The organism is Clostridium akagii DSM 12554 (assembly GCF_000686725.1).
In the GTDB taxonomy this organism is placed as follows: domain Bacteria; phylum Bacillota; class Clostridia; order Clostridiales; family Clostridiaceae; genus Clostridium_I; species Clostridium_I akagii.
Genome location: NZ_JMLK01000008.1, coordinates 25654 through 49332, shown reverse-complemented (window position 1 = coordinate 49332; position 23679 = coordinate 25654). Strand labels below are relative to the sequence as shown.

Annotated in this window: 23 protein-coding genes; 16 read left to right on the top strand and 7 right to left on the bottom strand. The window is 30.6% G+C overall.

What is annotated here, in order from left to right:
* Positions 1-133: 133 nt before the first annotated feature.
* Positions 134-2221: a glutamine synthetase III family protein gene (locus BR66_RS0104265; protein WP_026881799.1), complete on the bottom strand. Its 2088-nt coding sequence runs from the start codon at positions 2219-2221 to the stop codon at positions 134-136.
* A 353-nt stretch (positions 2222-2574) separates the two neighbouring features.
* Between BR66_RS0104265 and murI the strand changes: the two genes are divergently transcribed.
* From murI to BR66_RS0104240, 5 genes are all read left to right on the top strand, one after another.
* Complete coding sequence (gene murI / locus BR66_RS0104260; RefSeq protein ID WP_026881798.1) at positions 2575-3348, top strand: glutamate racemase; 774 nt, start codon at positions 2575-2577, stop codon at positions 3346-3348.
* 116 nt (positions 3349-3464) lie between these two features.
* Positions 3465-3980, top strand: a complete 516-nt coding sequence (locus BR66_RS0104255; RefSeq protein WP_026881797.1) for a peptidylprolyl isomerase — start codon at positions 3465-3467, stop codon at positions 3978-3980.
* 158 nt (positions 3981-4138) lie between these two features.
* Entirely contained in the window at positions 4139-4519 is a 381-nt protein-coding gene (locus tag BR66_RS0104250) for a DUF3783 domain-containing protein (RefSeq protein WP_026881796.1), read from the top strand.
* Positions 4520-4545: 26 nt separating this feature from the next.
* Positions 4546-5229, top strand: coding sequence for a helix-turn-helix domain-containing protein (locus BR66_RS0104245; protein ID WP_026881795.1), 684 nt, complete (start codon positions 4546-4548; stop codon positions 5227-5229).
* Positions 5230-5426: 197 nt separating this feature from the next.
* Positions 5427-7226 (top strand): heme NO-binding domain-containing protein, encoded by a 1800-nt coding sequence (locus tag BR66_RS0104240; protein ID WP_026881794.1) that lies wholly within the window; start codon positions 5427-5429, stop codon positions 7224-7226.
* A gap of 146 nt (positions 7227-7372) precedes the next feature.
* Here the strand turns inward: BR66_RS0104240 and BR66_RS0104235 are convergent, their stop codons facing one another.
* The gene (locus tag BR66_RS0104235) at positions 7373-8272 is read right to left on the bottom strand and encodes a radical SAM protein (RefSeq protein ID WP_156946228.1); all 900 of its coding nucleotides are present in this window, start codon (positions 8270-8272) and stop codon (positions 7373-7375) included.
* A 64-nt stretch (positions 8273-8336) separates the two neighbouring features.
* Positions 8337-9395, bottom strand: coding sequence for a YkvI family membrane protein (locus BR66_RS0104230; protein WP_026881792.1), 1059 nt, complete (start codon positions 9393-9395; stop codon positions 8337-8339).
* Between the two features lie 205 nt (positions 9396-9600).
* Here BR66_RS0104230 and BR66_RS0104225 point away from each other — a divergent pair, with 205 nt between their 5' ends.
* The 9 genes from BR66_RS0104225 to BR66_RS0104185 all read left to right on the top strand — a co-directional run bounded on the left by BR66_RS0104225 (position 9601) and on the right by BR66_RS0104185 (position 16677).
* Positions 9601-10740 (top strand): hypothetical protein, encoded by a 1140-nt coding sequence (locus tag BR66_RS0104225; protein WP_026881791.1) that lies wholly within the window; start codon positions 9601-9603, stop codon positions 10738-10740.
* 122 nt (positions 10741-10862) lie between these two features.
* Complete coding sequence (gene mnmL, locus BR66_RS0104220; RefSeq protein WP_026881790.1) at positions 10863-11801, top strand: tRNA modification radical SAM protein MnmL/YtqA; 939 nt, start codon at positions 10863-10865, stop codon at positions 11799-11801.
* An 87-nt stretch (positions 11802-11888) separates the two neighbouring features.
* On the top strand, positions 11889-12998 hold the full coding sequence (locus BR66_RS0104215) for an ABC transporter ATP-binding protein (protein ID WP_026881789.1): 1110 nt from the start codon (positions 11889-11891) through the stop codon (positions 12996-12998).
* 10 nt (positions 12999-13008) lie between these two features.
* A complete protein-coding gene (locus BR66_RS0104210) occupies positions 13009-13965 on the top strand; it encodes a PucR family transcriptional regulator (protein ID WP_026881788.1) in 957 nt (318 codons plus the stop codon).
* Between the two features lie 175 nt (positions 13966-14140).
* The gene (locus BR66_RS0104205; RefSeq protein WP_026881787.1) at positions 14141-14845 is read left to right on the top strand and encodes a 2-phosphosulfolactate phosphatase family protein; all 705 of its coding nucleotides are present in this window, start codon (positions 14141-14143) and stop codon (positions 14843-14845) included.
* A gap of 58 nt (positions 14846-14903) precedes the next feature.
* Positions 14904-15416 (top strand): sigma-70 family RNA polymerase sigma factor, encoded by a 513-nt coding sequence (locus BR66_RS0104200; protein WP_026881786.1) that lies wholly within the window; start codon positions 14904-14906, stop codon positions 15414-15416.
* Entirely contained in the window at positions 15413-15871 is a 459-nt protein-coding gene (locus BR66_RS0104195; protein WP_026881785.1) for a hypothetical protein, read from the top strand. Before BR66_RS0104200 ends, BR66_RS0104195 begins: the two co-directional genes overlap by 4 nt.
* Positions 15852-16376: a hypothetical protein gene (locus tag BR66_RS0104190; RefSeq protein ID WP_026881784.1), complete on the top strand. Its 525-nt coding sequence runs from the start codon at positions 15852-15854 to the stop codon at positions 16374-16376. Before BR66_RS0104195 ends, BR66_RS0104190 begins: the two co-directional genes overlap by 20 nt.
* Entirely contained in the window at positions 16369-16677 is a 309-nt protein-coding gene (locus BR66_RS0104185; RefSeq protein WP_026881783.1) for a LiaF transmembrane domain-containing protein, read from the top strand. The genes BR66_RS0104190 and BR66_RS0104185 overlap by 8 nt, the downstream gene beginning before the upstream one ends.
* 416 nt (positions 16678-17093) lie before the next feature.
* Here the strand turns inward: BR66_RS0104185 and BR66_RS0104180 are convergent, their stop codons facing one another.
* Positions 17094-18647 (bottom strand): ABC-F family ATP-binding cassette domain-containing protein, encoded by a 1554-nt coding sequence (locus BR66_RS0104180; protein ID WP_026881782.1) that lies wholly within the window; start codon positions 18645-18647, stop codon positions 17094-17096.
* A 420-nt stretch (positions 18648-19067) separates the two neighbouring features.
* Here BR66_RS0104180 and BR66_RS0104175 point away from each other — a divergent pair, with 420 nt between their 5' ends.
* Positions 19068-20243 carry a class I SAM-dependent rRNA methyltransferase gene (locus BR66_RS0104175; protein WP_026881781.1) on the top strand — a complete coding sequence of 392 codons (1176 nt, stop codon included), beginning with the start codon at positions 19068-19070 and terminating at the stop codon, positions 20241-20243.
* Between the two features lie 33 nt (positions 20244-20276).
* Here the strand turns inward: BR66_RS0104175 and BR66_RS0104170 are convergent, their stop codons facing one another.
* Positions 20277-21395, bottom strand: coding sequence for a 4-hydroxybutyrate dehydrogenase (locus BR66_RS0104170; RefSeq protein ID WP_026881780.1), 1119 nt, complete (start codon positions 21393-21395; stop codon positions 20277-20279).
* Between the two features lie 139 nt (positions 21396-21534).
* Between BR66_RS0104170 and BR66_RS0104165 the strand changes: the two genes are divergently transcribed.
* Positions 21535-22431 (top strand): LysR family transcriptional regulator, encoded by an 897-nt coding sequence (locus tag BR66_RS0104165; protein WP_026881779.1) that lies wholly within the window; start codon positions 21535-21537, stop codon positions 22429-22431.
* Between the two features lie 26 nt (positions 22432-22457).
* Here BR66_RS0104165 and BR66_RS0104160 read toward each other — a convergent pair whose 3' ends face one another.
* Both BR66_RS0104160 and BR66_RS0104155 read right to left on the bottom strand, forming a co-directional pair.
* Positions 22458-22886 (bottom strand): SH3 domain-containing protein, encoded by a 429-nt coding sequence (locus BR66_RS0104160; RefSeq protein WP_026881778.1) that lies wholly within the window; start codon positions 22884-22886, stop codon positions 22458-22460.
* Between the two features lie 135 nt (positions 22887-23021).
* A complete protein-coding gene (locus tag BR66_RS0104155) occupies positions 23022-23675 on the bottom strand; it encodes an HAD family hydrolase (RefSeq protein ID WP_026881777.1) in 654 nt (217 codons plus the stop codon).
* Positions 23676-23679: the final 4 nt, after the last annotated feature.

Sequence of the window (23679 nt, the reverse complement as noted above, 5' to 3'; positions counted from 1 at the left end):
ATACACTAAAATCATAATTTAGTGGTTGCAAAATGTGGTGTTAATATTGTAAATAGTGCTATGGTTTTTTGATAAATTTAAAAAAGGGATTCATACTCGGGGGAGAGTATGAATCCCTTTTGTATATATTATATTAAACTGTGAATAAAAGTTCACCATAAGTTGGTAATGGCCAGAACTCGCTATCAACTATAGTTTCAAGTTCATCAGCAACTTCTCTTACTTTTCCCATCTTTTCGAATACATCAAATTTATAGAAGTGACCTATAGCATAAGTATCTCCAGATAAACTTTCTGCTTTTGCTACTGATTCTTCAAGAAGTCCTATATTATTCTTTAATGAAGCACCTAGCGTTGCTACTTCAGTTAATAATTCAGTTTGAACACTTGTAGTAACTCCAGCGGCTTTTACAGCAGCAATTGATCCAGCAAGGCTAGTTTCAAATTTAATAACAGCAGGTAAAATTTGACGTTTTGCTATTAAAAGTGTTGTAGCAGCTTCTATGCTAATTGTTGTTGAATAGTTTTCAAGTGTAACCTCATAACGTGAATGTAATTCAGCTTTACTTAAAACTCCAAATTTTTCAAATACGGCTACATTTTTATCAGATATTAATGCTTTTGCTGCTTCTACAGTAGTCTTTATATTTGGAAGACCTCTTTTTTCAGCTTCTGCTACCCATTCATCTGAATATCCGTTTCCGTTGAATATGATTTTTTTATGATCTTTAACATTTTCAGTTAATATAGCTTGGATCTCAGCTTTAACATCAGTAGCTTTCTCAAGTCTGTCCGCTATTTCAGAAAGAACCTCAGCAACTACTGTATTTAATGCAATGTTACAGTCAGCAATATTACCTGATGAAGGAACCATTCTAAATTCAAATCTATTACCTGTGAATGCAAATGGTGATGTTCTATTTCTGTCAGTTGGATCTATATGAAGTACTGGAAGTGTAGCTACTCCAAGATTTAAATCAGGTGCAAATTTTGAATCAGTAGCAGTACCTTTCTCAAGTTGTTCTATTATATCTTCTAATTGATCTCCTAAGAATATAGAAACAATTGCAGGAGGAGCTTCATTAGCACCTAGACGATGGTCATTACCAGCATTTGCAGCGGATACTCTTAACAAATCAGAATATTCATCAACAGCTTTTATAACAGCAGTTAAAAATACTAAAAATTGAGTGTTTTCGTTTGGAGTTTTACCTGGTGATAGAAGATTTTCTCCATCGTCAGTACCCATTGACCAGTTGTTGTGTTTACCAGATCCATTTACGCCTGCAAAAGGTTTTTCATGAAGTAAGCAAACTAAACCATGTCTTAAAGCAACTTTTTTCATAACATCCATAGTAACTTGATTGTTATCTGATGCTACATTTGTTGTACCATATATTGGAGCAAGTTCATGTTGTGAAGGAGCAACTTCATTATGTTTTGTTTTAGCAGGAATTCCAAGTGCCCATAATTCTGAATCTAATTCCTTCATGTAAGAGGAAACTCTTTCTTTTAATGAACCAAAATAATGATCATCTAATTCTTGTCCCTTTGGTGGTTTTGCACCAAATAGTGTTCTTCCAGTATAAACAAGATCAGGACGTTTATCATAGACTTTTTTATCAATTAAAAAATATTCCTGTTCAGGTCCAACTGTTGTTGTAACTTTTTTAGTTGTAGTATTTCCTAGCACTTTTAATACACGTACAGCTTCTTTAGAAAGTACTTCCATTGAACGAAGAAGAGGTATCTTCTTATCAAGAGCTTCTCCTGTATAAGAAACGAAAGCTGTAGGAATATACAATGTACCATCTCTTACAAAAGCAGGTGATGTTACATCCCAAGCAGTATAACCTCTTGCACTACATGTTGCACGAAGACCACCAGAAGGGAATGAAGATGCATCTGGTTCGCCTTTAGTTAATTCCTTACCTGAAAACTCTAATAATGCTTTGCCATCTGAAGTTGGTGAAACAAACGCATCATGTTTTTCAGCAGTGGTATCAGTTAGTGGTTGGAACCAATGAGTAAAGTGAGTAGCACCTTTCTCCACAGCCCAATCTTTTAACGAAGAAGCAATTATATTTGCAACCTCTAGATCAAGAATAACACCTTTTTCAATTGTCTTTTTTAAAGATTTGTAAGTAGCCTTAGGAAGACGCTCCTTCATAACTGAATCCGTAAATGAATTTGTACCATAATTTTCAATGAAATTTCCCATTTAAATATCTCCTCTCGTAATAAAAAGCATAGGTTAAATTAACCTTATTTATATAATTAATATTATTAATATCATTAAGCTATGTAGATTTAATTGTGATATTATTCTCGTTTATTATAATACAATTATTAATAATATACAACATTAATTGCAAGACTTCTATTTAAAGTTTGATTAAATTGTGCTTTTATCAAATATAAATAGATATTTAAGAAACTGTGCATATTTAAAAAAGTATATTATTTAAGGATTTATACTATATGCTTTTTTTAGATAAACATGTGGGTTATAATTAAAATGTTATAATTATAATTGTTAATCTTATTTTGATATATGATATTTGAGGTGATATAGTGGAAATACAGAATAGACCCATTGGTGTTTTTGACTCTGGAGTAGGTGGAATAAGTGTCCTTAAGGAAGCTATAAAATTACTTCCCAATGAAAATTTTATTTATTACGGCGATTCTAAAAATGCACCCTATGGAACAAAAGATGTTAATGAAGTTAAAAGTCTCAGTTTTAGTGTCACAGATGAATTAATAGACAGAGGAATTAAGGCTTTGGTAGTTGCATGTAATACAGCTACTAGTGCTGCAATCATTGACCTGAGGAAAAGGTATAAAATTCCCATAGTTGGTATAGAACCAGCCTTAAAACCAGCAGTTTTATTAGGAAGAAAGGGTAAAATATTAATAATGGCTACACCTATGACACTTTCAGAAAAAAAATTTTATAATCTGATGAAAAAATACGAAGATGTAGCAGAAATATTGCCTATGCCATGTCCTGGGCTTGTAGAATTAATAGAAAATGGCATTTTTTCAGGTGAGAAAATAAGCTCATACTTAAAAGAAAAACTATCACCATATATTGAATATGGTATTGCTGCAATAGTTTTAGGATGTACACATTACCCATTTGTTAAAAAAGAAATTGGGATTATAGCTAAAAATGTTCCAATAATTGATGGTAGTAGAGGAACTGCAAAGCAGCTTAAGAAGAAATTAACACTGATTCATCTATTAAATAGCAGTGGGAAAATGGGTTATGTTGAATTACATAATTCCCTTGAGGGAAATAAGATGCTTGATATAAGTAGTAAACTTTTAAATATAGAGCTATAAAAGAAAAAAATTTAATGAATTGTAAGAAGTGTAAGTATAAAATATACAAGCACTTCTTATTTTTTATATTATTCTAGTGTATAATAATGATAGAAAAACACATGGAGGAGATAAATATGAAACCTATAGTTACGATTAAAATGGCAAATGGCGATATAATGAAAGCAGAATTATACAAAGATGAGGTACCGAATACGGTGAAAAATTTTGTAAGTCTTATAAATAAAGGTTTTTATGATGGATTGACATTTCATAGAGTTATACCTGGATTTATGATACAGGGAGGATGCCCTGATGGAAATGGAACAGGCGGTCCTGGATATGCAATAAAGGGAGAATTTAATAGTAATGGATTCAAAAATGAAATAAAACATACTGAGGGAGTTTTATCCATGGCAAGGTCTATGGATAACGATTCTGCAGGAAGTCAATTTTTTCTAATGACATCAGATGCAGGACATTTAGATGGACAGTATGCAGCTTTCGGAAAATTAATTGAAGGTTTGGACATTGCTAAAAAAATAGTTGAAGTAAAAGCAAATCGTAATGACAAACCATTAGAACCAGTAGTAATAGAAAAAGTTACAGTGGACACCTTTGGTGAAGATATTGGAGAACCAGAAACAGTTTAAAATAACTAAGAATTAATCAAGATTTTACTAACATGAAAAAATGAATAAAATGGAATGCAAAAAATATTTGGAAATACGAATATTTTTTGCATTTCCATTAATTAAGAAGGTTTGTAACTTAAAACTTGTAACTTAATGTGTCTGGGGGTTGAGAAAAAATGGGTCTTAATAATGATAAATTAATTTTAATATATGGTTTTAATCAAGAGGAAATAGTTAAAATAGGAGAAATTATATTAAATAATGATTTTGAGAAGTTTAAAGTTATTGATAATTCAATGGCTACTATGAAAATAGGAGATATAATCCAAGGATTGGAGATACCAACACTGGGGAAAACAATACCTGACCAAAAGGTGATTTTATTTAATAATTTAGAAGATGAACAGCTACAGAAAACATTAGTCACTTTAAAAGAAAAAATTGGCAACGATACTATTTTTGCAGTAGTTACACAAACTTCAATTGAATGGACCTTTGATGGCTTACTTGAACATCTTATGGAAGAAAAAAAATGGGCATCTAAAAGAAAAAAATAATATTTTAGGCTAAGGAATGATGTAAAATGACTAGAGTAGGAGAAAAAATTAAATTATTAAGGGAACAAAATGGAATGACACAAAAGGCTTTAGCAAAAAAATTAGGGGTTTCAGAGAGTTTTATTAATGAAATCGAATTAGGAAGAAAAGTTGCTAGCGACGGAGTTATAAGTAGAATTTCTAAAATATTTGGTAAAGAGCTAGATGACGTAAATATGTACACCGAGGAAGATTCAAAAGATCAGGATCAAAAAGAGAAGGATCAGCCTTTTATAAGGACTAAACCCATTAAAAGTGGTGAAGTTAATCAGGTTTGGAATGATGCATTAAGTTCTATTTTGAAAAGTGTACCTGTATACAAAATGGACCTAAAATCTGTTGTTTCAACTAGGCAACTTCCTTTGGTATCAAATAAAATAGATGGGTTTGCTCAAGATAAAGTATTTTTTATAGAAATTGAAAATGATGACATGCTTGGGTTCAGAATTTCAAAGGGTGACATAGCCTTTGCACATACTATTCATGAGGTAGAAAATAACGCAATATGTATTATAAATTATAATAATGAGAATATAATTAGGCAGATAAAGAGGATAGACAACGCCAAATTATTACTGATAAGCAATGCTAGTAGTGTAAAAACTGAGACCGTAAATGTGAAGAATATAAAGATGATTGCAAAACTTGACAGAGTAGAAATTAAGCTCTAAATTAATATGAATTTTATAGTAGGTGTTTTCTTTCAGATGCCTTACAATTAAGAATAACTTTTATCTAAATAAAAGTTATTCTTAATTGATTACTTTTATTAAAAAATAATGTATAATAGTAGATAGAAATATGTAGAAATTTGCAATATAATATAATATTGTATTTTCAAGTGCAATTAATAACAGGAGGCGTATATATGAAAGGGACTGTAGTAGCCACATGGGTTAGAACGTGTCGTAAGCTTTATGGAGATTCTGTAGTTAACGAGGCTATGGACAAGATTGGATATGAAAATAAGAAGATATTTTCACCAGTGGAAGATGTAAAAGACGACAATGTAAACACCTTTATGAAGTATATTTCGGAAAAACAAAATATAGACCTAAAGGAATTATGGAGGACTGTGGGAGAAGATAATATACATGCTTTCCATCATGATTATCCAGCTTTTTTTAAACATGACAATTTATATTCCTTCTTAAGAACCTTGTTTGACATTCATGTTGTAATAACACAAAGGATTCCAGGTGCAAAACCGCCTATTGTATCTATTGAGGCAATTTCAAGTAGAGAAGCAATATTTACATACAGCTCTAAAAGGGGTATGTTTGATTATTTGCAAGGGGTATTAATAGGAGCAGCAAAGTTTTTTAAGGAAGAAATAAAAACTGAAGTTATGGATAAAACTGATAGTTCTGTAAATCTTAAAATAACCTTTGATAAAGATATATATTATAAAAAGGTTTATAGAATTAATAAGTTATTATCTTTGGGTTTTATAAAAAGTGTAGAGGGTAAAGCAGCACTATTAACATTTTTGATTTCCATAATAACATTCATACCAATTTTAGGCACTAATAATAGTCTAAAAGCATTGATTACAGCAGCCATAGGTACAGTTGTTACATATATTGGCGTTAAGGTTCTAATGAGACCTAAAAATTTCATAAAAAATGAGATCGATAAGATTAATAATCATAATTTTACTGTAGATGGACGTATTGTAACTGGAGATTATTTCGAAGATATGTACCAAGGAATTATAAATCATAAAAAGATGATAAGCAAAGATTTTGTTGGATTTAAGGGAATTACAGATGAAATGAACAATTTTGTAAAGAGGATAGAAAAAATATCAACTATAATGAACACTACTTCACAAGAAATATCTGGGGTAGTTGAACAACTTGCCACTACTGCTGTGGATCAGGCTGAAAATACTCAAAATTGTGCAACTACATTAAATGGAAATGTGGAATCGTTAAATAGTGTAGTAAAAAAGGAAAATGAAAATAAAGAGCAACTTGAAAAGGCAATTGAAATTATAAATGCTAGTTACGAAAATGTTGAGACAACAGGAAAAAATATAATGACTAGCTTGACTAAATTTCAAGAAGTTAAGGATAAGGGAATTGAACTAGGATCAAAGGCTAATGATATAAAGGGAATTGTTCAGATAGTATCACAAATATCAGAGCAGATAAACCTTTTAGCACTTAATGCATCTATTGAAGCAGCACGTGCAGGAGAAGCTGGTAAAGGCTTTAGCGTTGTGGCAGAAGAAGTAAGAAAATTAGCTGAACAGACAGGTTCAGCTGTTAAAGATATAAATGGTAGTTTAGAAAACTTTGTTAATGAGTTAGATGGACTTGTTGAAAAAATAGGTACTCAATATGGAGTATTGGATAGTGAAATAGGTACATTAGAAGATGTTAGAAATCTTAGTTATAAGGCAAAAGTTTCTGCTAAAACAGTGGCAGACGCAATGATAGAGTCAGTAAGTAAACTAAGCAAAGAGGCAATTTCTATAGTTAGTATGTCTGAGAATGTTGAATCCTTAGCAGCTATTGCTGAAGAAAATTCAGCTTCATCAGAAGAGGTTAGTGCTAGTGTAATAAATTATACTAGTGAGATTCAAGAATTAAGCGATAATATGGGTGAATTTAAAAAGGTTACAGAAGGATTTAAGAAAGATTTGGATAAATATAAGATATAAGGCATCTTCAAAAAAAATAACTAGTCAGTATGCTAGTTTACTTTGTGTTATACTAGTAGATTGAATTAGATATGGACTTATAAGAATAGCATTCAGCAGGGTAAGAATCCTAGCTGGGTGCTATTTTTTCATGATGATGCATTAGGTTATACACCGCTTAAATCAAAGTGTGGTACAAAACTTTCTTTTGCAGTGCCCTCTTCTTGAATAAAAGCGTTTTTAAACCCTAGATTTCGGCAATAGTCTATTAAACTTTCGTAATGCTTTTTATTTAGAGGTTTGTTTATCTCAGGATATTTCGCTGCATTAAACATTGGGGTATACTGATTCATAAGGCTTAGATAAACATTGTCACCATATTTTTTATAGATGTAATCAACTATTTTCTTTGAATCAAAGAGTAGCCCGGGAAGCATTAAGTGTCTTATTATAACTCCTTTTAACATAATACCATTTTCGTTAAAAACAGGATTAGGTGCTTGAGACACCATTTCATCAATAGCACAAGATGCAAATTTAAAATAGTCCTGGGCCATTGAATATTTTTCAGCAAATTTATTGTTAATATATTTCAGATCAGGTAAGTATATATCAATGTATCCCTCTAGAGATTTTATTGTCTCCACATTCTCATATCCATTGCTATTATATAAAATTGGGATACTTAAACCGTTTCTTCTTGAAAGTTTTATGGATTCTATAATTTGTGGAACAAAATGGGTAGGAGTAACCAGATTTATATTATGAGCTCCATAGTTTTGTTGTTCCATAAATATTTCACTTAATCTTTTTATTGAGATTTCTTTACCTATTTGTTCCTGGCTTATTTCATGATTTTGACAAAATACACATTTTAGATTGCAATTTGAGAAAAATATAGTTCCTGAGCCCTTTGTACCGGAAATGCAAGGTTCTTCCCATTTGTGTAGAGAGACCCTAGCAATACTTAAATTGCTACCGGATTTACAAAAACCTAACTCATCTTTTAATCTATTTACATTGCAATTTCTTGGACAAAGTTTGCAGCTGTTTAACATATTTAGCATAAAAGCACCTTCATTTCATTTAGGCATACTACAAAATAAAATAGAATACTGACTTGCTATTTTTTCATAATGCCTTAGTACTGTTTTTTCTATAAAATATAACACATTGAATTATAAAAATAAAGCTGATAACTCCAAATGCTGGGTATAACAAAGTTATTAATTGTTTGAAACCAACTTGAGATATTGGAATTGCTAATAATAATATATATATCACAGCTTTTTTATATGGAATATTTAATGACTGTTCGATAGTTTTGGAAACACTAAATATATTTGATACTTCTGTAGAAAACATTTCAAGCCATATTATAACAAGTAGCATTACTTGAATAGTTTTCCCAAAACCATGCACGATATAAAGAAGAGGAATGTCATATTTATATATATAAGGTATATTCATTATTAGCATGAAGTTAAGCATAAAACATAATGCTGTTAGAATTAGTGCTCCCAATATAATGCCAACAAACAAATGTTTTTTATTTTTAATGTCTTTAGTAAAAGGAACTAATACACCACTAAATGATATAGTATTAAAACTTGCATAAACAACTGAGGATAAAAGCCAATAATGCTTTTTATAAGGAATATTTTTAATATGATTTATCGTAATCCCATTACCTGAGAAAGATACAAATAATATAAAAATTGTAGTTATTACAATAAGTAGTGAAGGTACTATTATGGAGTTGATTTCAATGATTCCATTGGTGCCTCTTAGTAGCACAATCAAGGTTATTATGGACATTATGATTATTCCTACAAATGCAGGCAAACCAAAATACTGATTTATTAATGCACCGCTACCAGCAAGTATTATTGCTGCACCACTTACCATAAAAAAACTTGTTAACAAGTCGGTTATTTTACCTAAGAAACCAGAGTTTACAAGAATTATTAATTGTTTATATGAACTTAAATTGTAGCTTGTACTCAGATTTATAATTATATAACTTATTGATATATATATAAACATACAGATAAAAATGCCAATAAAACTTTTATAACCAAAGCTTGTGAAAAATTGTGTTATTTCTTGACCAGAAGCTAGGCCAGCTCCAACTATTGTTCCTACAAATACTGCTGATATTTGAAAAATTGTATATAAAGATTTTTTCAAGGTAAACCCCCTATATATCTAGATTTTAATGTTTGCAATAAAATAATAAGGCAAGCTATAAATGTCTTATACTAAAATTATGGAGTTTAGATGGATAATATGCTTAATCAACATAAAAAATATACATAAATTTATAAGAATTTTATAAATGAATTTTATGATTTGTGGGAAACTAATATAAAATTAGTTTATAACGGAGGAAATTATGAAGAAAATATTTTGCATAATATTAATTATATTTCTATTCTTAACCCCAACGGCTTGTAGCAAAGGTATTTCTAGTCCTAGTAGCATACTAAAAAAATTTGATATAGATGATGCTACAAAAACAGTGAATTTTTATATGAATGATATAATGAAAAAGGATATAAGTGCAGCAAGTAAATTGTATGCAAGTGAGTTTAAAAAAAGTAACAGCGAAAAAAACGAACAAGATGTTACAGTTAATGGTTATTTGTTTGACGAAATAACTCAATCCGGAGACATGGGGGTTATTAAGGTAAAAGTTAATAAGATAAATAATAAAACACCTTATGCTTCTTTAGAAACTGAAACATTTAAGGTTGTAAAGGAAAAAAATTTGTATAGAATTAAAAGTATAGATACTGAAAATGAGAAAGAAATATTTGTGGGGGAAAATAACAGTGCCCAAATAAGGATAAGAAGTAAAAATAATATTAAGACAAATTTATTAACAAATTTTGATGGTATGCCTAAATATTATTATGTTCAGGAGGATAAGGCACGGAATAACAAGATTCCCATATCCGTTGGACAATATGGGTTAATAGGAATTAGCTTTGATGGATCCTCAGGATTTGTAACTACAAAAGGAAAAAATCCATATATTGAAGTTATAAATCTTGATGAATCAATGATGACACAAGGTGGTACAGGATCACAGGGTTCAGGTGATTCAGGAGGTGATGCTGGAGGAGCCGGGCAGACCCCGAAAAATGAAATGGCGCCAGAAACACCAGTAGGAAAGGAACTAGTACCACTAGAGGTAATACCAGATGCTGTCATAGAGAACACCATATATTCACAAGATAATAGATATCTAGTGGTGCAGTTTACAAAAAATAATTCAGGGTCAACTTTAAAAATGTATAAATGTAAAGATGGAGAAGGAGCTGGTTTTGATTTTGAAAAAAATTATCCTATGGAAAAAGTAGATGTAAAGATAGTTAATTTTGTAAAAAAAGGTCTTATATATCAAGTAACTCCAAAGCAAGATTATGTTAAGGATAAGAGCATAAAGAGCATAATTGGAACCTGGCAGATTGATCCAGTAAGCTCTAAGACAAAATTAGTAGATGAAAAAAAAGCTAATATTTCAAACTAAGAAAGATGACAAGTTAAAGGGATTTCATAGCTGCAAGTGCAAAATGATTAATTATTTTGCACTTGCAGAAAATCAACACCAATTTATCACTTGTTACTACTTTACAAATTCAGGAGGACATAATGGAACAAAATATAGAGTGGAACGGTAAAAAATATTATAATTTAAATAGTTTTCTTAGAGAAAAATTTGGACAAAAGGTATTTAAAATTTCTCTGGATGGAGGATTTTCATGTCCCAATAGAGATGGTACTATAAGCAGTTTAGGATGTATATTTTGTAGTGAAAGGGGTTCTGGTGATTTTTCAGGAAATAGAAAGGATTCTATAACTAAGCAATTTACTGATATGAAAAAAATGATGAATAAAAAATGGAAAGATGGAAAATACATAGCGTATTTTCAAGCATATACCAATACCTATGGGAAAATAAAAACACTAAAAGCCTTATATGATGAAGCATTAATGCAAGATGATGTGGTAGCTTTAGCCATAGCTACAAGACCAGATTGTTTAAGTGATCAGGTTCTAGATTTACTAGAGGAATATAATAAAAAAACATATCTTTGGGTGGAACTTGGATTACAAACAATAAACGATAATACAGCAGAGATAATTAATAGAGGATACAAACTTAAAGTATTTGAAGATTCCTTAGATAAACTTAGGTCCAGAGGTATAGATGTAGTAGTTCATACTATATTTGGGCTTCCTGGCGAAAGTAAAGAAGACATGCTTAATACTATAGATTATGTAGCCCATAAAGATATTAAAGGCATAAAAATACACTTATTACATCTTTTAAAAAATACGCCATTGGTTTCTCTGCATGAAAAAGGAGAGCTTACTTTTTTAGGGCAACAAGAATATACAGATATAATATGTGAAGCAATTACAAGACTTCCTCCAGAAATAGTAATTCACAGACTTACAGGGGATGCACCAAGCGAACTATTAATTGAACCTAAGTGGAGTCTTAAAAAATGGGAAGTGCTTAATGAGATTGATTACAAGCTTTCGAAAAATAATTTATATCAAGGTTTGTACTTTCATACAAATTAAACAAAATAGTTTTGTCACTTTTACAAATAGCTTTAATAAATGTAATGGTTTAAACTAAGGATATAATAAATTTAGGGGGAAGCAAATATGGCAGGTTTATCATTAAAACATATATATAAAGTATACACAGGGAATGTAACTGCAGTAAAAGATTTCAATTTGGAAATAGAGGACAAGGAGTTTGTTGTGTTCGTAGGGCCTTCAGGTTGTGGTAAATCAACTACACTAAGAATGATAGCAGGTCTTGAAGATATAACAAAAGGAGAACTTTATATTGGAGGAGAACTAAAAAATGATGTTTCTCCTAAGGACAGAGATATAGCTATGGTTTTTCAAAATTATGCATTGTATCCTCATATGACTGTTTATGATAACATGGCATTTGGTTTAAAACTTAGAAAAACACCTAAAAAAGAAATAGATGAAAAGGTTAGGGACGCTGCAAAACTTCTTGATATAGAGCACCTCTTGGATAGAAAACCAAAGGCGCTATCAGGTGGACAAAGACAAAGAGTTGCAATGGGAAGAGCAATAGTTAGAGAACCAAAGGTTTTCTTAATGGATGAACCATTATCAAATCTTGATGCAAAACTTAGAGTACAAATGAGAACTGTAATAGCTAAGCTACATAAAAGATTGGAAACAACCTTTGTATATGTAACACATGACCAAACAGAAGCAATGACACTTGGAACAAAAATAGTAGTTATGAAAGATGGTTTAGTTCAACAGGTTGATTCACCACAACAATTATATAATCATCCTGTTAATTTATTTGTTGCAGGGTTTATCGGAAGTCCTCAAATGAATTTTATTGATTCTAAAATTGAAGATCAAGAAGGCAAGGTGTACGTTACTTTTGAAGATGAAAAAATGCCATTAAGTGATGAAACTAGTAAAATTATTAAAGAAAAAGGCTATGTGGGCAAAGATGTAGTAATGGGAATAAGACCAGAACACCTAGATGATGATCCTGAATTTATAGCAAAACATACAGACGCTATAATTAGTGCAAACGTAGAAGTTACAGAGCTTATGGGTTCAGAAACATTTTTATATTTGAAAAAGGGAAAAGCTGCTTTTACGGCAAAGGTTGCTGGAACATCAAATGCTCAGCCAGATGATGTTATAAAAATAGCATTAAACCCTGATAGGATTCACATTTTTGACAAAGAAACAGAGTTAACTATAGTTTAGGAGATTTGCTATGAAAGATATTATGAATTTTCTGCAGGACCTTAGTAAAAATACAGGAATTAAATTTAGGTTAATTACTGAAGATGGAGCTATTATATTCAGCAGTGAGTCTTTTAAAGAAAATTCTGATATGATATATATATCGGTTAATATGGGTAGTGAAAAAGCTAGAATACATTTGGAAAAAAAGTTTAGGGAATGTGCATCAATATTAAAATATACTATAGAAGATAAATATAGAGATATATACTTTAAAAAAGAGAGAATCATAAGTGATATTTTAGATGGTAAAGATGTATCAGATGAAATGGTCCATAAAAGTATATCATTTTTGGATTCTGGATGTAATTTATTTCTTGTAAAAACAAAAGGAAATATACATGAATCAATAGATGTTATTAAGGAAATTTATAGAAAATATGATGTTATTACAATGATTTATCATGATGATATTATTGTAATAGGCAATTTTGATGAAATAAAGGAGCATGCAAAGGCAATAAAGGAAACAATTAATTCAAATTTATTTTGCAAATGTTATGTAAGTTATGGAAATATTGCTCATAATAAATATGGCATAGAAAGAGCTTTTCATGAAAGCCAGCAAAGTATGATGTTAAGTGAAAAATTTTCTGTTAGAGAAGAAGTATTGGATTATAACAAGCTGCTTTTCGAGAAAATAGTATATAGTTTAGAATCAAAACTTAAACAGGAATTTTTAAACAAATTTGAAGCTAAGTTTAACGACTTTGATTCTGAAATGATATCAACTATAGATGAGTTTATAAATTGTGGATTAAATACAAGTGATGCAGCACGAAAATTATATGTTCACAGGAATACTCTTATATATAGGTTAGATAAAATAAAAAAAGAGACAGGCTTTGACATTAGAAACTTTAGAGAAGCAACAGTATTTACAATAAGCTTCTTGGTATGGAGAGAAAAAAACAAACAAACAAATTAAATTACCCCTTTATTAAAAAATCAGACTGTGGTTCTTCTTTGATGAAACATAGTCTGATTTATTTTTTTGTCTAATATTTTAAGTGTTATAATTATTATATAAGAATTCAAGCATCTTAAATAGACTAGCATACTGACTTGCTATTTTTTTGAAGATGACTTAAGGAGGCATTTAAATGAAGATTGATATAATAATATCTGCTGATGATATTAAAGAAGACAAGATACAGGGAAAATCTGTGGTAGTAATAGATGTGCTTAGAGCCACATCGGTAATAGTTACAGCTATTAGTAATGGTTGCAAAAAAGTTATTCCAGTAGTGGATGTTGACGCAGCACGAGAAATAGCATCAAAAGATAGAAATATGTATTTGCTTGGTGGAGAAAGAAAGGCACTAAAAATTGAGGGGTTTGATTTTTCAAATTCACCACTTGAATATAAAGCGAGTATTGTTAATGGTAAAACAGTTGTTATGACCACTACTAATGGTACTAGAGCAATAAAGGGAAGTACCGCTGCTAAAAACATAATTATAGGTGCTATGATTAATGCTAAGGCAGTTTCAGCTAGGCTTAAAGAACTAAATAATGACGTGGTTATAGTCAATGCTGGAACCTATGGACAATTCTCAATAGATGATTTTATATGTGCCGGGTACATTATAAGTTTATTAAATGAAAAATCTAGTTTAGAATTTACGGATATAGCAACCACTGCGTTATATGTATATGAGCAAAACAAAGATATTACAAGCTTTATAAAATATGCAAGTCATTATAATGTGATTAAAGATCTTGGACTTTATGAAGATCTTAAATATTGTTGTTCTAAAGATATTATAGATGTAGTTCCTGAATATATTGAAGGCATTATAAAATAAATTTTTGAAGTGTTTTTTCTTTCTTACTCGTTATAGTAAGTGTAAGGACAAAAAGGCGGTGATAATTATTGATAAAGAACAGTTTATAAACCATATAAAACAATATGAACGTCTGATTATTAGCATTTGTCTGTCCTTTACAAAAAATTATTTTGATGCTGAGGATTTGGCACAACAAACCTTTTTGTCTGCTTACGAAAACTTAGAAAAATTTGATGGAGAAAATTTTAAAGCTTGGCTTACTAGAATTGCTGCGAATAAATGTAAAGATTTTATTAAAAGTCCAGCAAGAAAAACTGATAATCTATCCCAGGATGATTATGAATGTTTGGAAGGAAACGTTAGGTCACCAGAAGGTGTGTTTATGAAAAAATATACTGATGAGAAAATATATAAGTTGTGTTGTAAACTGAAAGATCCATACAAGACAATATCGGTAAATTATTTTTGTGAAAATATTAAACTTTCATCTATGGCAAAAGATACAGGTCAGAGTCTAAGGACATTGCAAACTCAACTTTATAGGTCGAAAAAACTGCTTAAAGTTTTATGGAAGGAGGAGTCTATGTGAATAATTTATTATTTGATAAAAATGGTCATTTGAATAATATATCACTTTTAAAGCTTAAAGAAAGTTCATTAGAAGATGAGGAGCTATCTTTGGCTATAGAACACATATGTAATTGTGAAAAATGTGCGGATGTTTTTGCTAATAGCTACAATGATAATGAACTTGCAGAAGCTCCTTTAGGTTTTCATAATGAAATACAAGAAAGAATAAAAAAGAAACGAGAAAGTGGCATTAAATTCTTTTTTTACTCCCTTAGAGTTACTGTTGCTGCATGTATAGCCTTGGTGATTGTTTTTTCAAATACACTAAGTTTTGTTGCTAATAAGGCAATAAAACCAGGAGATATAAATCCTCCAAATTTAAGTGTTGTAAGCACTATTAATGCACGGCTTAATAATTTTTCAACAAAAATAATTAGCATGGAGGTTTTTAACAATGAGAAAGAAAAAAAATAACTTTTTAACTTTTATTTTTTCACTTTTACCTGGAGCAGGACATATGTATATGGGATTTATGAAAAAAGGTGTCTCACTTATGTCGGCGTTTTTCATTATAATATTTATATCTTCTTTTCTTGATATAGGTCAACTACTTTATATTGTACCAGTTTTATGGTTTTATTCTTTCTTTGATTCCATAAATACAGGGTATTCAACGGATGAAGAATTTTTAAAAGTAGAGGATAATTATTTGTTTACATTTGATAAATTTATGGAAATAGATAAAAATATGGTTATAAAGAGCAGATTTTTCGTAGGGATATTATTATTGATATTTGGTATATTCCTAATATGGAAAAACACTATGGTTCAGCTAAGCAGCGTTATTCCTCAGCCTATTTTTGATATCATGAGCAACATAATTAGTAATCTTCCAAGATTTATTATTGGTATTGCAATAATTGTTGTTGGCATTAAACTTATTATAGGCAAGAAAAAGGAGGACGATTTGAATGCTTAAAGGTCGCAGGGTAGGCACTTTTACAGCAGGGTTAGTTTTGATTGTTTTCGGAATATTATTTTTACTTAGACTAGCATTTCCAGCTATTAAATTTTCAAACATATTATCACTTTGGCCACTTATTTTAGTGCTTTTAGGGGTTGAGATTCTTGTATCCTATATGATAAATAAGGATGAAAAAATGAGGTATGATGCTGGTGCCATATTTTTAGTCATAGTATTATCATTTTTCTCAATGGGCATGGCGGTAGTGGAGCTTGCAATTAAATATCATGTACAAGGCAGGTATATAACATTTTAAATTGAAATATTTGGTAACTGAGCTTTTAAAATTAGAAGACTATTTAAAAATAAATCATATATTAATTGTAATACAACATAAATATTTTATCGGTGTTAATACTATAGCTAAATACTCAAATTTCAGCAATTTGAAATAGTTTAAGGATTTTTTCTTTCGCCTAGATAATAAGGGCTTAATGAACTATGAGAAAAAGCATTGCAAGGCACGTGAAAGAGGCTATTCGAGCTAGAATTTAGAAGGACTTAGGTTCCTGGTTGTTGAATCCCGTTAAGAAACCTTTACTGTCTGAGCGCAGCGAGTTTAAAGGTTTTAGGGATTTGACAAACGGGAATCTTAGTCTTTCTTAAGTCTAGCGAGTAGCCTCTGAACGTGCCTTGCAATGCTTCCCTCATTTCATGAAGGTTTTATACTCATTACATTTTGGTTGACCAATCTTCGCAGTTCCAAACATCAGTTACAATATCTTCATAGAATTCAGGTTCATGACAAACTAGAAGTATGCTTCCTTTATATGCTTTAAGTGCTCTCTTTAATTCATTTTTTGCATCAACATCAAGATGATTTGTTGGTTCGTCAAGTATAAGTATATTTGTTTCTACATTTATTAGTTTACAAAGTCTAACCTTTGCTTGCTCTCCACCACTTAGAACCTTAACCTTACTTTCAATATGTTTTGTTGTAAGTCCACATCGCGCAAGGGCTGCTCTTGCTTCATATTGACTATAAGATTGAAAGTCATTCCAAAACTCTTCTAAGCAAGTATTATAATTAGCTTTTTTTATCTCCTGCTCAAAATATCCTATATGTTGATATTCACCCAAAGTTACTTCACCTGAAAGTGCAGGTATTTGGCCAATAAGACTTTTTAGAAGTGTTGTTTTACCAAGTCCATTTGATCCTACAAGTGCAATCTTTTGTCCTCTCTCCATTTTCAAATTCAGAGACCGTGAGAGTGGATCATTATAACCAATTACTAAATGGTCAGTTTCAAATACCAGTTTGCTTGTAGCTCGTGCTGCTTTAAAATTGAATTGAGGTTTTGGTGCATCTTGACTTATCTCAAGTCTTTCAATTTTATTTAATTGTTTTTGTCTTGATTTTGCCATGCCAGTTGTTGAAGCTCTTGCCATATTTTTTGCAACAAAAGTTTCCAGTCTTGAAATCTCAGCTTTTTGTTTTTCGAAAGCTGCTTCGTGTAACTTTTTATTAACTTCATACATTCTCAAAAAATTGTCATAATCCCCAACATATCTTGTTAGTTGTTTATTTTCAAGATGGTATATTAAAGTTGTTACACTGTTTAAAAACGGGATATCATGGGATATCAATATAAACGCATTTTCATAAGATTGCAAGTATCTTTTTAGCCACTCAACATGTTCTACATCTAAATAATTTGTAGGTTCATCCAAAAGTAAAATATCTGGATTTTCAAGTAAAAGTTTTCCAAGGAGTACCTTTGTTCTCTGACCACCACTTAATTCAGTTACGTCCTTATCTAGACCTACATCAGTAAGTCCAAGTCCTTTAGCAACTTCTTCAACTTTTGAATCAATTATATAAAATCCATTATTATCTAGTGCATCTTGGATTGTACCCATTCTATCTAGAAGTTTTTCTAAAGCATCTGGGTCTGCATCTGTCATTTTATCGGCTACACTCATAAGTTCTTTTTCAAGGTCAAGTAAATATTTAAATGCATTTTTCAGCACATCTCTTATGCTTTGGCCTTTTATAAGTTCGGCATGCTGATCCATATAGCCAACTCTAATATTATTAGACCATTCAACCTTGCCTTCATCAGGCATGATTTTTCCTGTGATTATATTCATAAATGTAGATTTACCTTCACCATTAGCTCCGATAAGGCCTACATGTTCTCCCTTTAATAACCTAAAAGAAACATCATCAAAAATTGGTCTTTCTCCGAAACCGTGACTAATATTTTTTACTGTAAGTATACTCATTTTATCCTGATTTTAATATATTAAACAAATTTGCTTATAATATATTTTCACTTTATCCTTTGATAAGTTGGTAGTATTATATGATTTAAGTACTAAGGTTAATACTAAACTAGTAATAACAAGAGTTCTATCATATTTACTATCCCAAACCAGGACTTCTCACCTCAACTTTCGTTTATATATTTTTATATATTATTATTATACCATTATTCAACTTATTATAATTTTCTGAAAACCATTGCAATGTAAAACTTTATATTTATATCAATTAATAGTTTATGTTAGGCTAATGGCTATGTCAAAGGAAACTTTATAAAAAGGTGAAAAATTATTTTAAAGATATGTTATAATTCTTTAGATATTAGAAATTATAATAATAAAATTCAGTAATTTATAAAGATAATTACAGGGGGAAAAATAATGGCGTGTAAATTTTATTTGACAAAACGAAAAAATATATTAGCTGAGAATGGTCATTCATGGATATTTTCTAATGAAATTGAAGGTTACGATGGGGAATACAAAAATGGTGATATTGTAGAGGCTTATACATATGACGATAGATTTTTAGGTAAGGGTTATATAAATGATAAGTCACAGATTACAATTAGGATACTTACAAGGGATATAGAAGAAGAAATCAATAAAGATTTTTTCAAAAAACGGCTGAAGAATGCTTGGGATTATAGAAAAAAAGTAATTGATACAAGTAGCTGTAGATTTGTTTTTGGGGAAGCAGACTTTCTTCCAGGACTAACAATTGATAAATTTGAAGATTATTATGTAATTCAGTCTTCAGCGCTTGGAATTGAAAAATACAAGAGTATTATAGCTGATATACTTGTTGAAGAATATAAAGCTAAAGGTGTTTACGAAAGAAGCGATGCAAAAGTTAGAGAAAAAGAAGGATTGGAGTCTATAACAGGCTTCTTAACTGAACCTTTTGATACAATGATTGAAATTATAGAAAATGGTGTCAAATATTATGTGGATATTGCTGAAGGACAGAAAACTGGATTTTTTTTGGATCAAAAAGGAAATCGAAAGGCAATACATAAAATATGTAAGGATGCTGAGGTACTAGACGTCTTTACTCACACAGGTTCATTTGCTTTAAATGCTGGGGTTGCCGGAGCGAAAAGTGTTACAGGAATAGATATTTCCCAGATTGCCATAGACTTATGTAGAAAAAACTCAGAGCTTAATGGTCTTTCAGATGTAGTGAAATTTCAATGTGAGAATGCTTTCGATATACTTAAAAAGTGGTCTGATGAAGGCAAAACATATGACGTTGTGATTCTTGATCCACCTGCATTTACTAAGGCTAAAGATACAATAAAAAATGCGTCAAGAGGATATAAAGAAATTAATCTTAGAGGAATAAAACTTGTACGGGAAAATGGATTCCTTGTGACTTGCTCATGTTCCCATTTTATGAATCCTGAGCTTTTTAAACAAACTATTGCAGCAGCTGCAAAAGATGCAGGAAGAATGTTAAGGCAGGTAGAATTTAGAACTCAAGGAGCAGACCATCCTATTTTATGGACTTCGGATGAGTCTTACTACTTAAAATTTTATATATTCCAAGTAATCTAGAAAAAAGTGACAAGTAAAACTTGTCACTTTTTTCTAATATAGTTTTTTATAGATTGTTAGAATCTCTTCCCTATCAAGGTGAGCATAGTTGTTTACTAAAAGCCTCTGTTGCCCTTCTATAACATTGTCAGTGAAACTTTCAATTTCCTCAATTTTCATTCCATATTCTCTAAGTGGTTTTCTAACCAGTAGAGTATCTAGAACTTTTGAAAGTTCATCATATATGTTATCATCATTTGGCACACATAGTATTTCGGCTAAAATGCTATTAATCTTTTTTATTTTTCCATTGGGGTTCTTAATGTTATAGGCCTTAAATACCTCAGTAAAAAATTGATAGTTAGCTTCTCCGTGAGGAACGTGATAACTTCCGCCTAAAGGATAAGATAAGGCATGTACGGCACCTACACCGGCATTTGAGAAAGCTATTCCTGCAAGATTACTGCCAATCAGAAAATCATCTATAATTTCTAATCTATGTTCAGGTCCTTTTTTTACTATTGAAATATAGCCATTTAGTATTAATTCTATGGCTTTTATACTAAATAATTCTGTAGATGTATTTGATTTTGGTGAAACATAAGATTCCACCGCATGAATTAAAGCATCCACTGAACTTGTAACAAAAAATTTATAGGGAAGCACTTTTACAAGTTCTGGAATTAGTATTGCATAGTCAGCGAATAATTCATCGGTGGCAAGGCCCATTTTTGTATGTTTTGCTTTAAATTCCACTATTGAGATATTTGTAACTTCACTACCAGTGCCACAAGTGGTTGGAACTATGATAAGTTCTTTTCCTTTAACTATAGGAATCTTTTTTTCAAATAGATCTAAAGTTTTAGTAACATTGTTTATAACTAGAAGTTTAGCTATATCTACTATTGAACCGCCACCAATAGCGATTATTCGCTTATAATCTTTAGGATTCACATCTTTCATTATTGCATCAATCATCTCATCGGATGGCTCACCCCTGCCGTACTTTTCTCTTAGAAGAAAATCAGCGGTTAGGTTTAGTTCTTTCATAAATGGAGTATACAAGAATTCGTTAGTTAATATTAAATCTCCTGACCCTATATTAAAGAACTCAGAGAAACTTTTAATATTATCAAATTTGTAGATCTCAGGTTTAACTTGAAGTAATCTCATTGTTATTCTCCTCGTAATATATAATTTGTATTGTGTTATTGCTGTAGCAGTAAATTTATGATAGCATATAATTTACAATTAATATAATTGATAGTTTAGAATACTTAATTCGATTTTTTTGATAAAGGAGGTCTGCATTTTGGAAATTAGAAATTTAAAAACCTTTAGTACTATTGCAAAGGTTGGAAGTTTTACTAGGGCAGCAGATATTTTAGGGTATGCACAGTCCACAATTACTACTCAGATAAAGGTATTGGAAGTACAGTTAAATACAAAACTTTTTGATCGTTTGGGCCGCAATATATTTTTAACATCTGATGGAGAAAAACTTTTGAAATATGCAGAACAAATTTTGAAACTATCATCTGAGGCTGAAGATGTAGTAGGCGGGAGTGAAATAACAAAGGGAACCTTAACTATTGGAGCAGTAGAATCATTGTGTGTTATAAGGTTACCTGGAATATTAAAAAAATATCATGAATTATATCCTAAGGTGGATATTATTATAAAGCTGGCAACAGATAGTAATTTACGTAGCTATTTAAAAAACAACACAATTGATGTTGCCATATTTTTGGGTAAGGAAGTTTATGACGAAGACCTTATTTCTAAGACAAAATTTTACGAACCTATGATAGTTTTATCATCACCAAGCCACCCAATATCAAAGTTAAAGTCTATAACAGCTGATAATCTAAGTTCAGAGTCACTCATATTGAACGAGAAGGGTTGTAGTTATTGTACAATGTTCGAGGCTATGTTAAATAAAGCAGGGGTATATCCAAAATCTATTCTAGAGGTTGGGAGCATACAAGCTATAAAACAATTTACAATGAGCAATTTAGGTATAACATTTTTGCCACGTATGGCAGTAGAAAAGGAACTTCAGGAGGGGCAATTAGCAGAACTTAATTGGCATGGACCAGATATTAATGTTATGTCACAGGTTATGTATCACAAGGATAGGTGGATATCACCTGCTATGAAAGCTTTTTTAGATTTAATCCATGGTCTACAAGATGAAAAATTAAATTGAAGCACATATAATTTGGGGATTTTTTACTAGACGGAGTCTTCAATAAAAGTATTTTTAAAAATTGATATATCATTGCCAAGAATCCAACCCTTATTATTCACATTATTTTTTGTGTTGAAGCGTACTTCATACCAAATTTCATGAAATACTTCAGCGCAGTCAAGTATTTGGATTTCAAGGTTTTTATTTAAGGTGGCAATAACCGCGTATTTTCTTATGGGAGCAATATAAAGATTGCAAGAATTTCCGAGGACTCCAGATGTATACTTGTAAGGTCTATATAACAAAGTTATATCTTCAATTTTTAATGTTTCACTATCTAATTTTTCCTTCAGTGAATTATTTTGCCTTGATAAAAGCATTATTTGTTTTTTTTCAGCATAAACCATATTGTTGTAATGATATATGATACCTAAAGAAATTAAAATGAAAACTATAAATAAAATAAATATCAAAACTATCTCTCCCTATAATATTGTTACTAAGGCACTATTTATAATATATGAATAATAATTTCAATTAATGTATGCAAAAAATATATATTAGTGTAAAAAAAATGAAGGGGTTAATTACTACTCTCCCTTCTTAGTTTAAACAACTTCAGTTAACTCATCATATCCACGTATAAATACATCAGCTTTATCCATTATAGCATCCATTTGATATTCTGAGTATGAATCGTGAACTCCAATAACCTTCATTCCAGCAGATTTAGCACCTAATACTGCAGGTAGAATATCTTCAAAAACAATGCACTGTTCTGGTTCAACGTGAAGCTTTTTAGCAGATAATAAATAAATGTCAGGAAAATCTTTACCACGTGCTACTTCATCGGTTGTAGTAATGGAATCAAATAAATCATATATATCATGCTTTTTGAGAACTGTCTCTAAGAGCATAGTACAATTACTAGTTGCTATTGATAATTTTATTCCTTTGTTTTTAAGTTGTAGCAAATACTCTTTGGCATATGGTTTTAATTTTACATTGTTTGCATACTCGAAATAAGCTAAGTTATTCCATTCATCTTGTATTTCTTCAATGGAATCTATTAAATTAAATTTGTTTTTAAAGTATAAAGCTGTTTCTTGAAAACTAAGATGGATTATATCAGATCTAAGGTCTGGTGGAACTGAAAAACCCCTTTTCTCTAAATATATATTATCTATAGAATCCCATACCCACATTGAATCGATTAACGTTCCATCCATATCAAATATTGCAGCTTGAATGTTTTTTAACATACTA

Coding starts and splice junctions, on each gene's coding strand:
- BR66_RS0104180 (WP_026881782.1), bottom strand. CDS start 18,647: ATGAGTATACTTACAGTAAAAAATATTAGTCACGGTTTCGGAGAAAGA.
- BR66_RS0104185 (WP_026881783.1), top strand. CDS start 16,369: ATGCTTAAAGGTCGCAGGGTAGGCACTTTTACAGCAGGGTTAGTTTTG.
- BR66_RS0104175 (WP_026881781.1), top strand. CDS start 19,068: ATGGCGTGTAAATTTTATTTGACAAAACGAAAAAATATATTAGCTGAG.
- BR66_RS0104255 (WP_026881797.1), top strand. CDS start 3,465: ATGAAACCTATAGTTACGATTAAAATGGCAAATGGCGATATAATGAAA.
- BR66_RS0104245 (WP_026881795.1), top strand. CDS start 4,546: ATGACTAGAGTAGGAGAAAAAATTAAATTATTAAGGGAACAAAATGGA.
- BR66_RS0104215 (WP_026881789.1), top strand. CDS start 11,889: ATGGCAGGTTTATCATTAAAACATATATATAAAGTATACACAGGGAAT.
- BR66_RS0104190 (WP_026881784.1), top strand. CDS start 15,852: ATGAGAAAGAAAAAAAATAACTTTTTAACTTTTATTTTTTCACTTTTA.
- BR66_RS0104155 (WP_026881777.1), bottom strand. CDS start 23,675: ATGTTAAAAAACATTCAAGCTGCAATATTTGATATGGATGGAACGTTA.
- BR66_RS0104205 (WP_026881787.1), top strand. CDS start 14,141: ATGAAGATTGATATAATAATATCTGCTGATGATATTAAAGAAGACAAG.
- BR66_RS0104265 (WP_026881799.1), bottom strand. CDS start 2,221: ATGGGAAATTTCATTGAAAATTATGGTACAAATTCATTTACGGATTCA.
- BR66_RS0104235 (WP_156946228.1), bottom strand. CDS start 8,272: ATGCTAAATATGTTAAACAGCTGCAAACTTTGTCCAAGAAATTGCAAT.
- mnmL (WP_026881790.1), top strand. CDS start 10,863: ATGGAACAAAATATAGAGTGGAACGGTAAAAAATATTATAATTTAAAT.
- BR66_RS0104250 (WP_026881796.1), top strand. CDS start 4,139: ATGGGTCTTAATAATGATAAATTAATTTTAATATATGGTTTTAATCAA.
- BR66_RS0104170 (WP_026881780.1), bottom strand. CDS start 21,395: ATGAGATTACTTCAAGTTAAACCTGAGATCTACAAATTTGATAATATT.
- BR66_RS0104240 (WP_026881794.1), top strand. CDS start 5,427: ATGAAAGGGACTGTAGTAGCCACATGGGTTAGAACGTGTCGTAAGCTT.
- BR66_RS0104225 (WP_026881791.1), top strand. CDS start 9,601: ATGAAGAAAATATTTTGCATAATATTAATTATATTTCTATTCTTAACC.
- BR66_RS0104210 (WP_026881788.1), top strand. CDS start 13,009: ATGAAAGATATTATGAATTTTCTGCAGGACCTTAGTAAAAATACAGGA.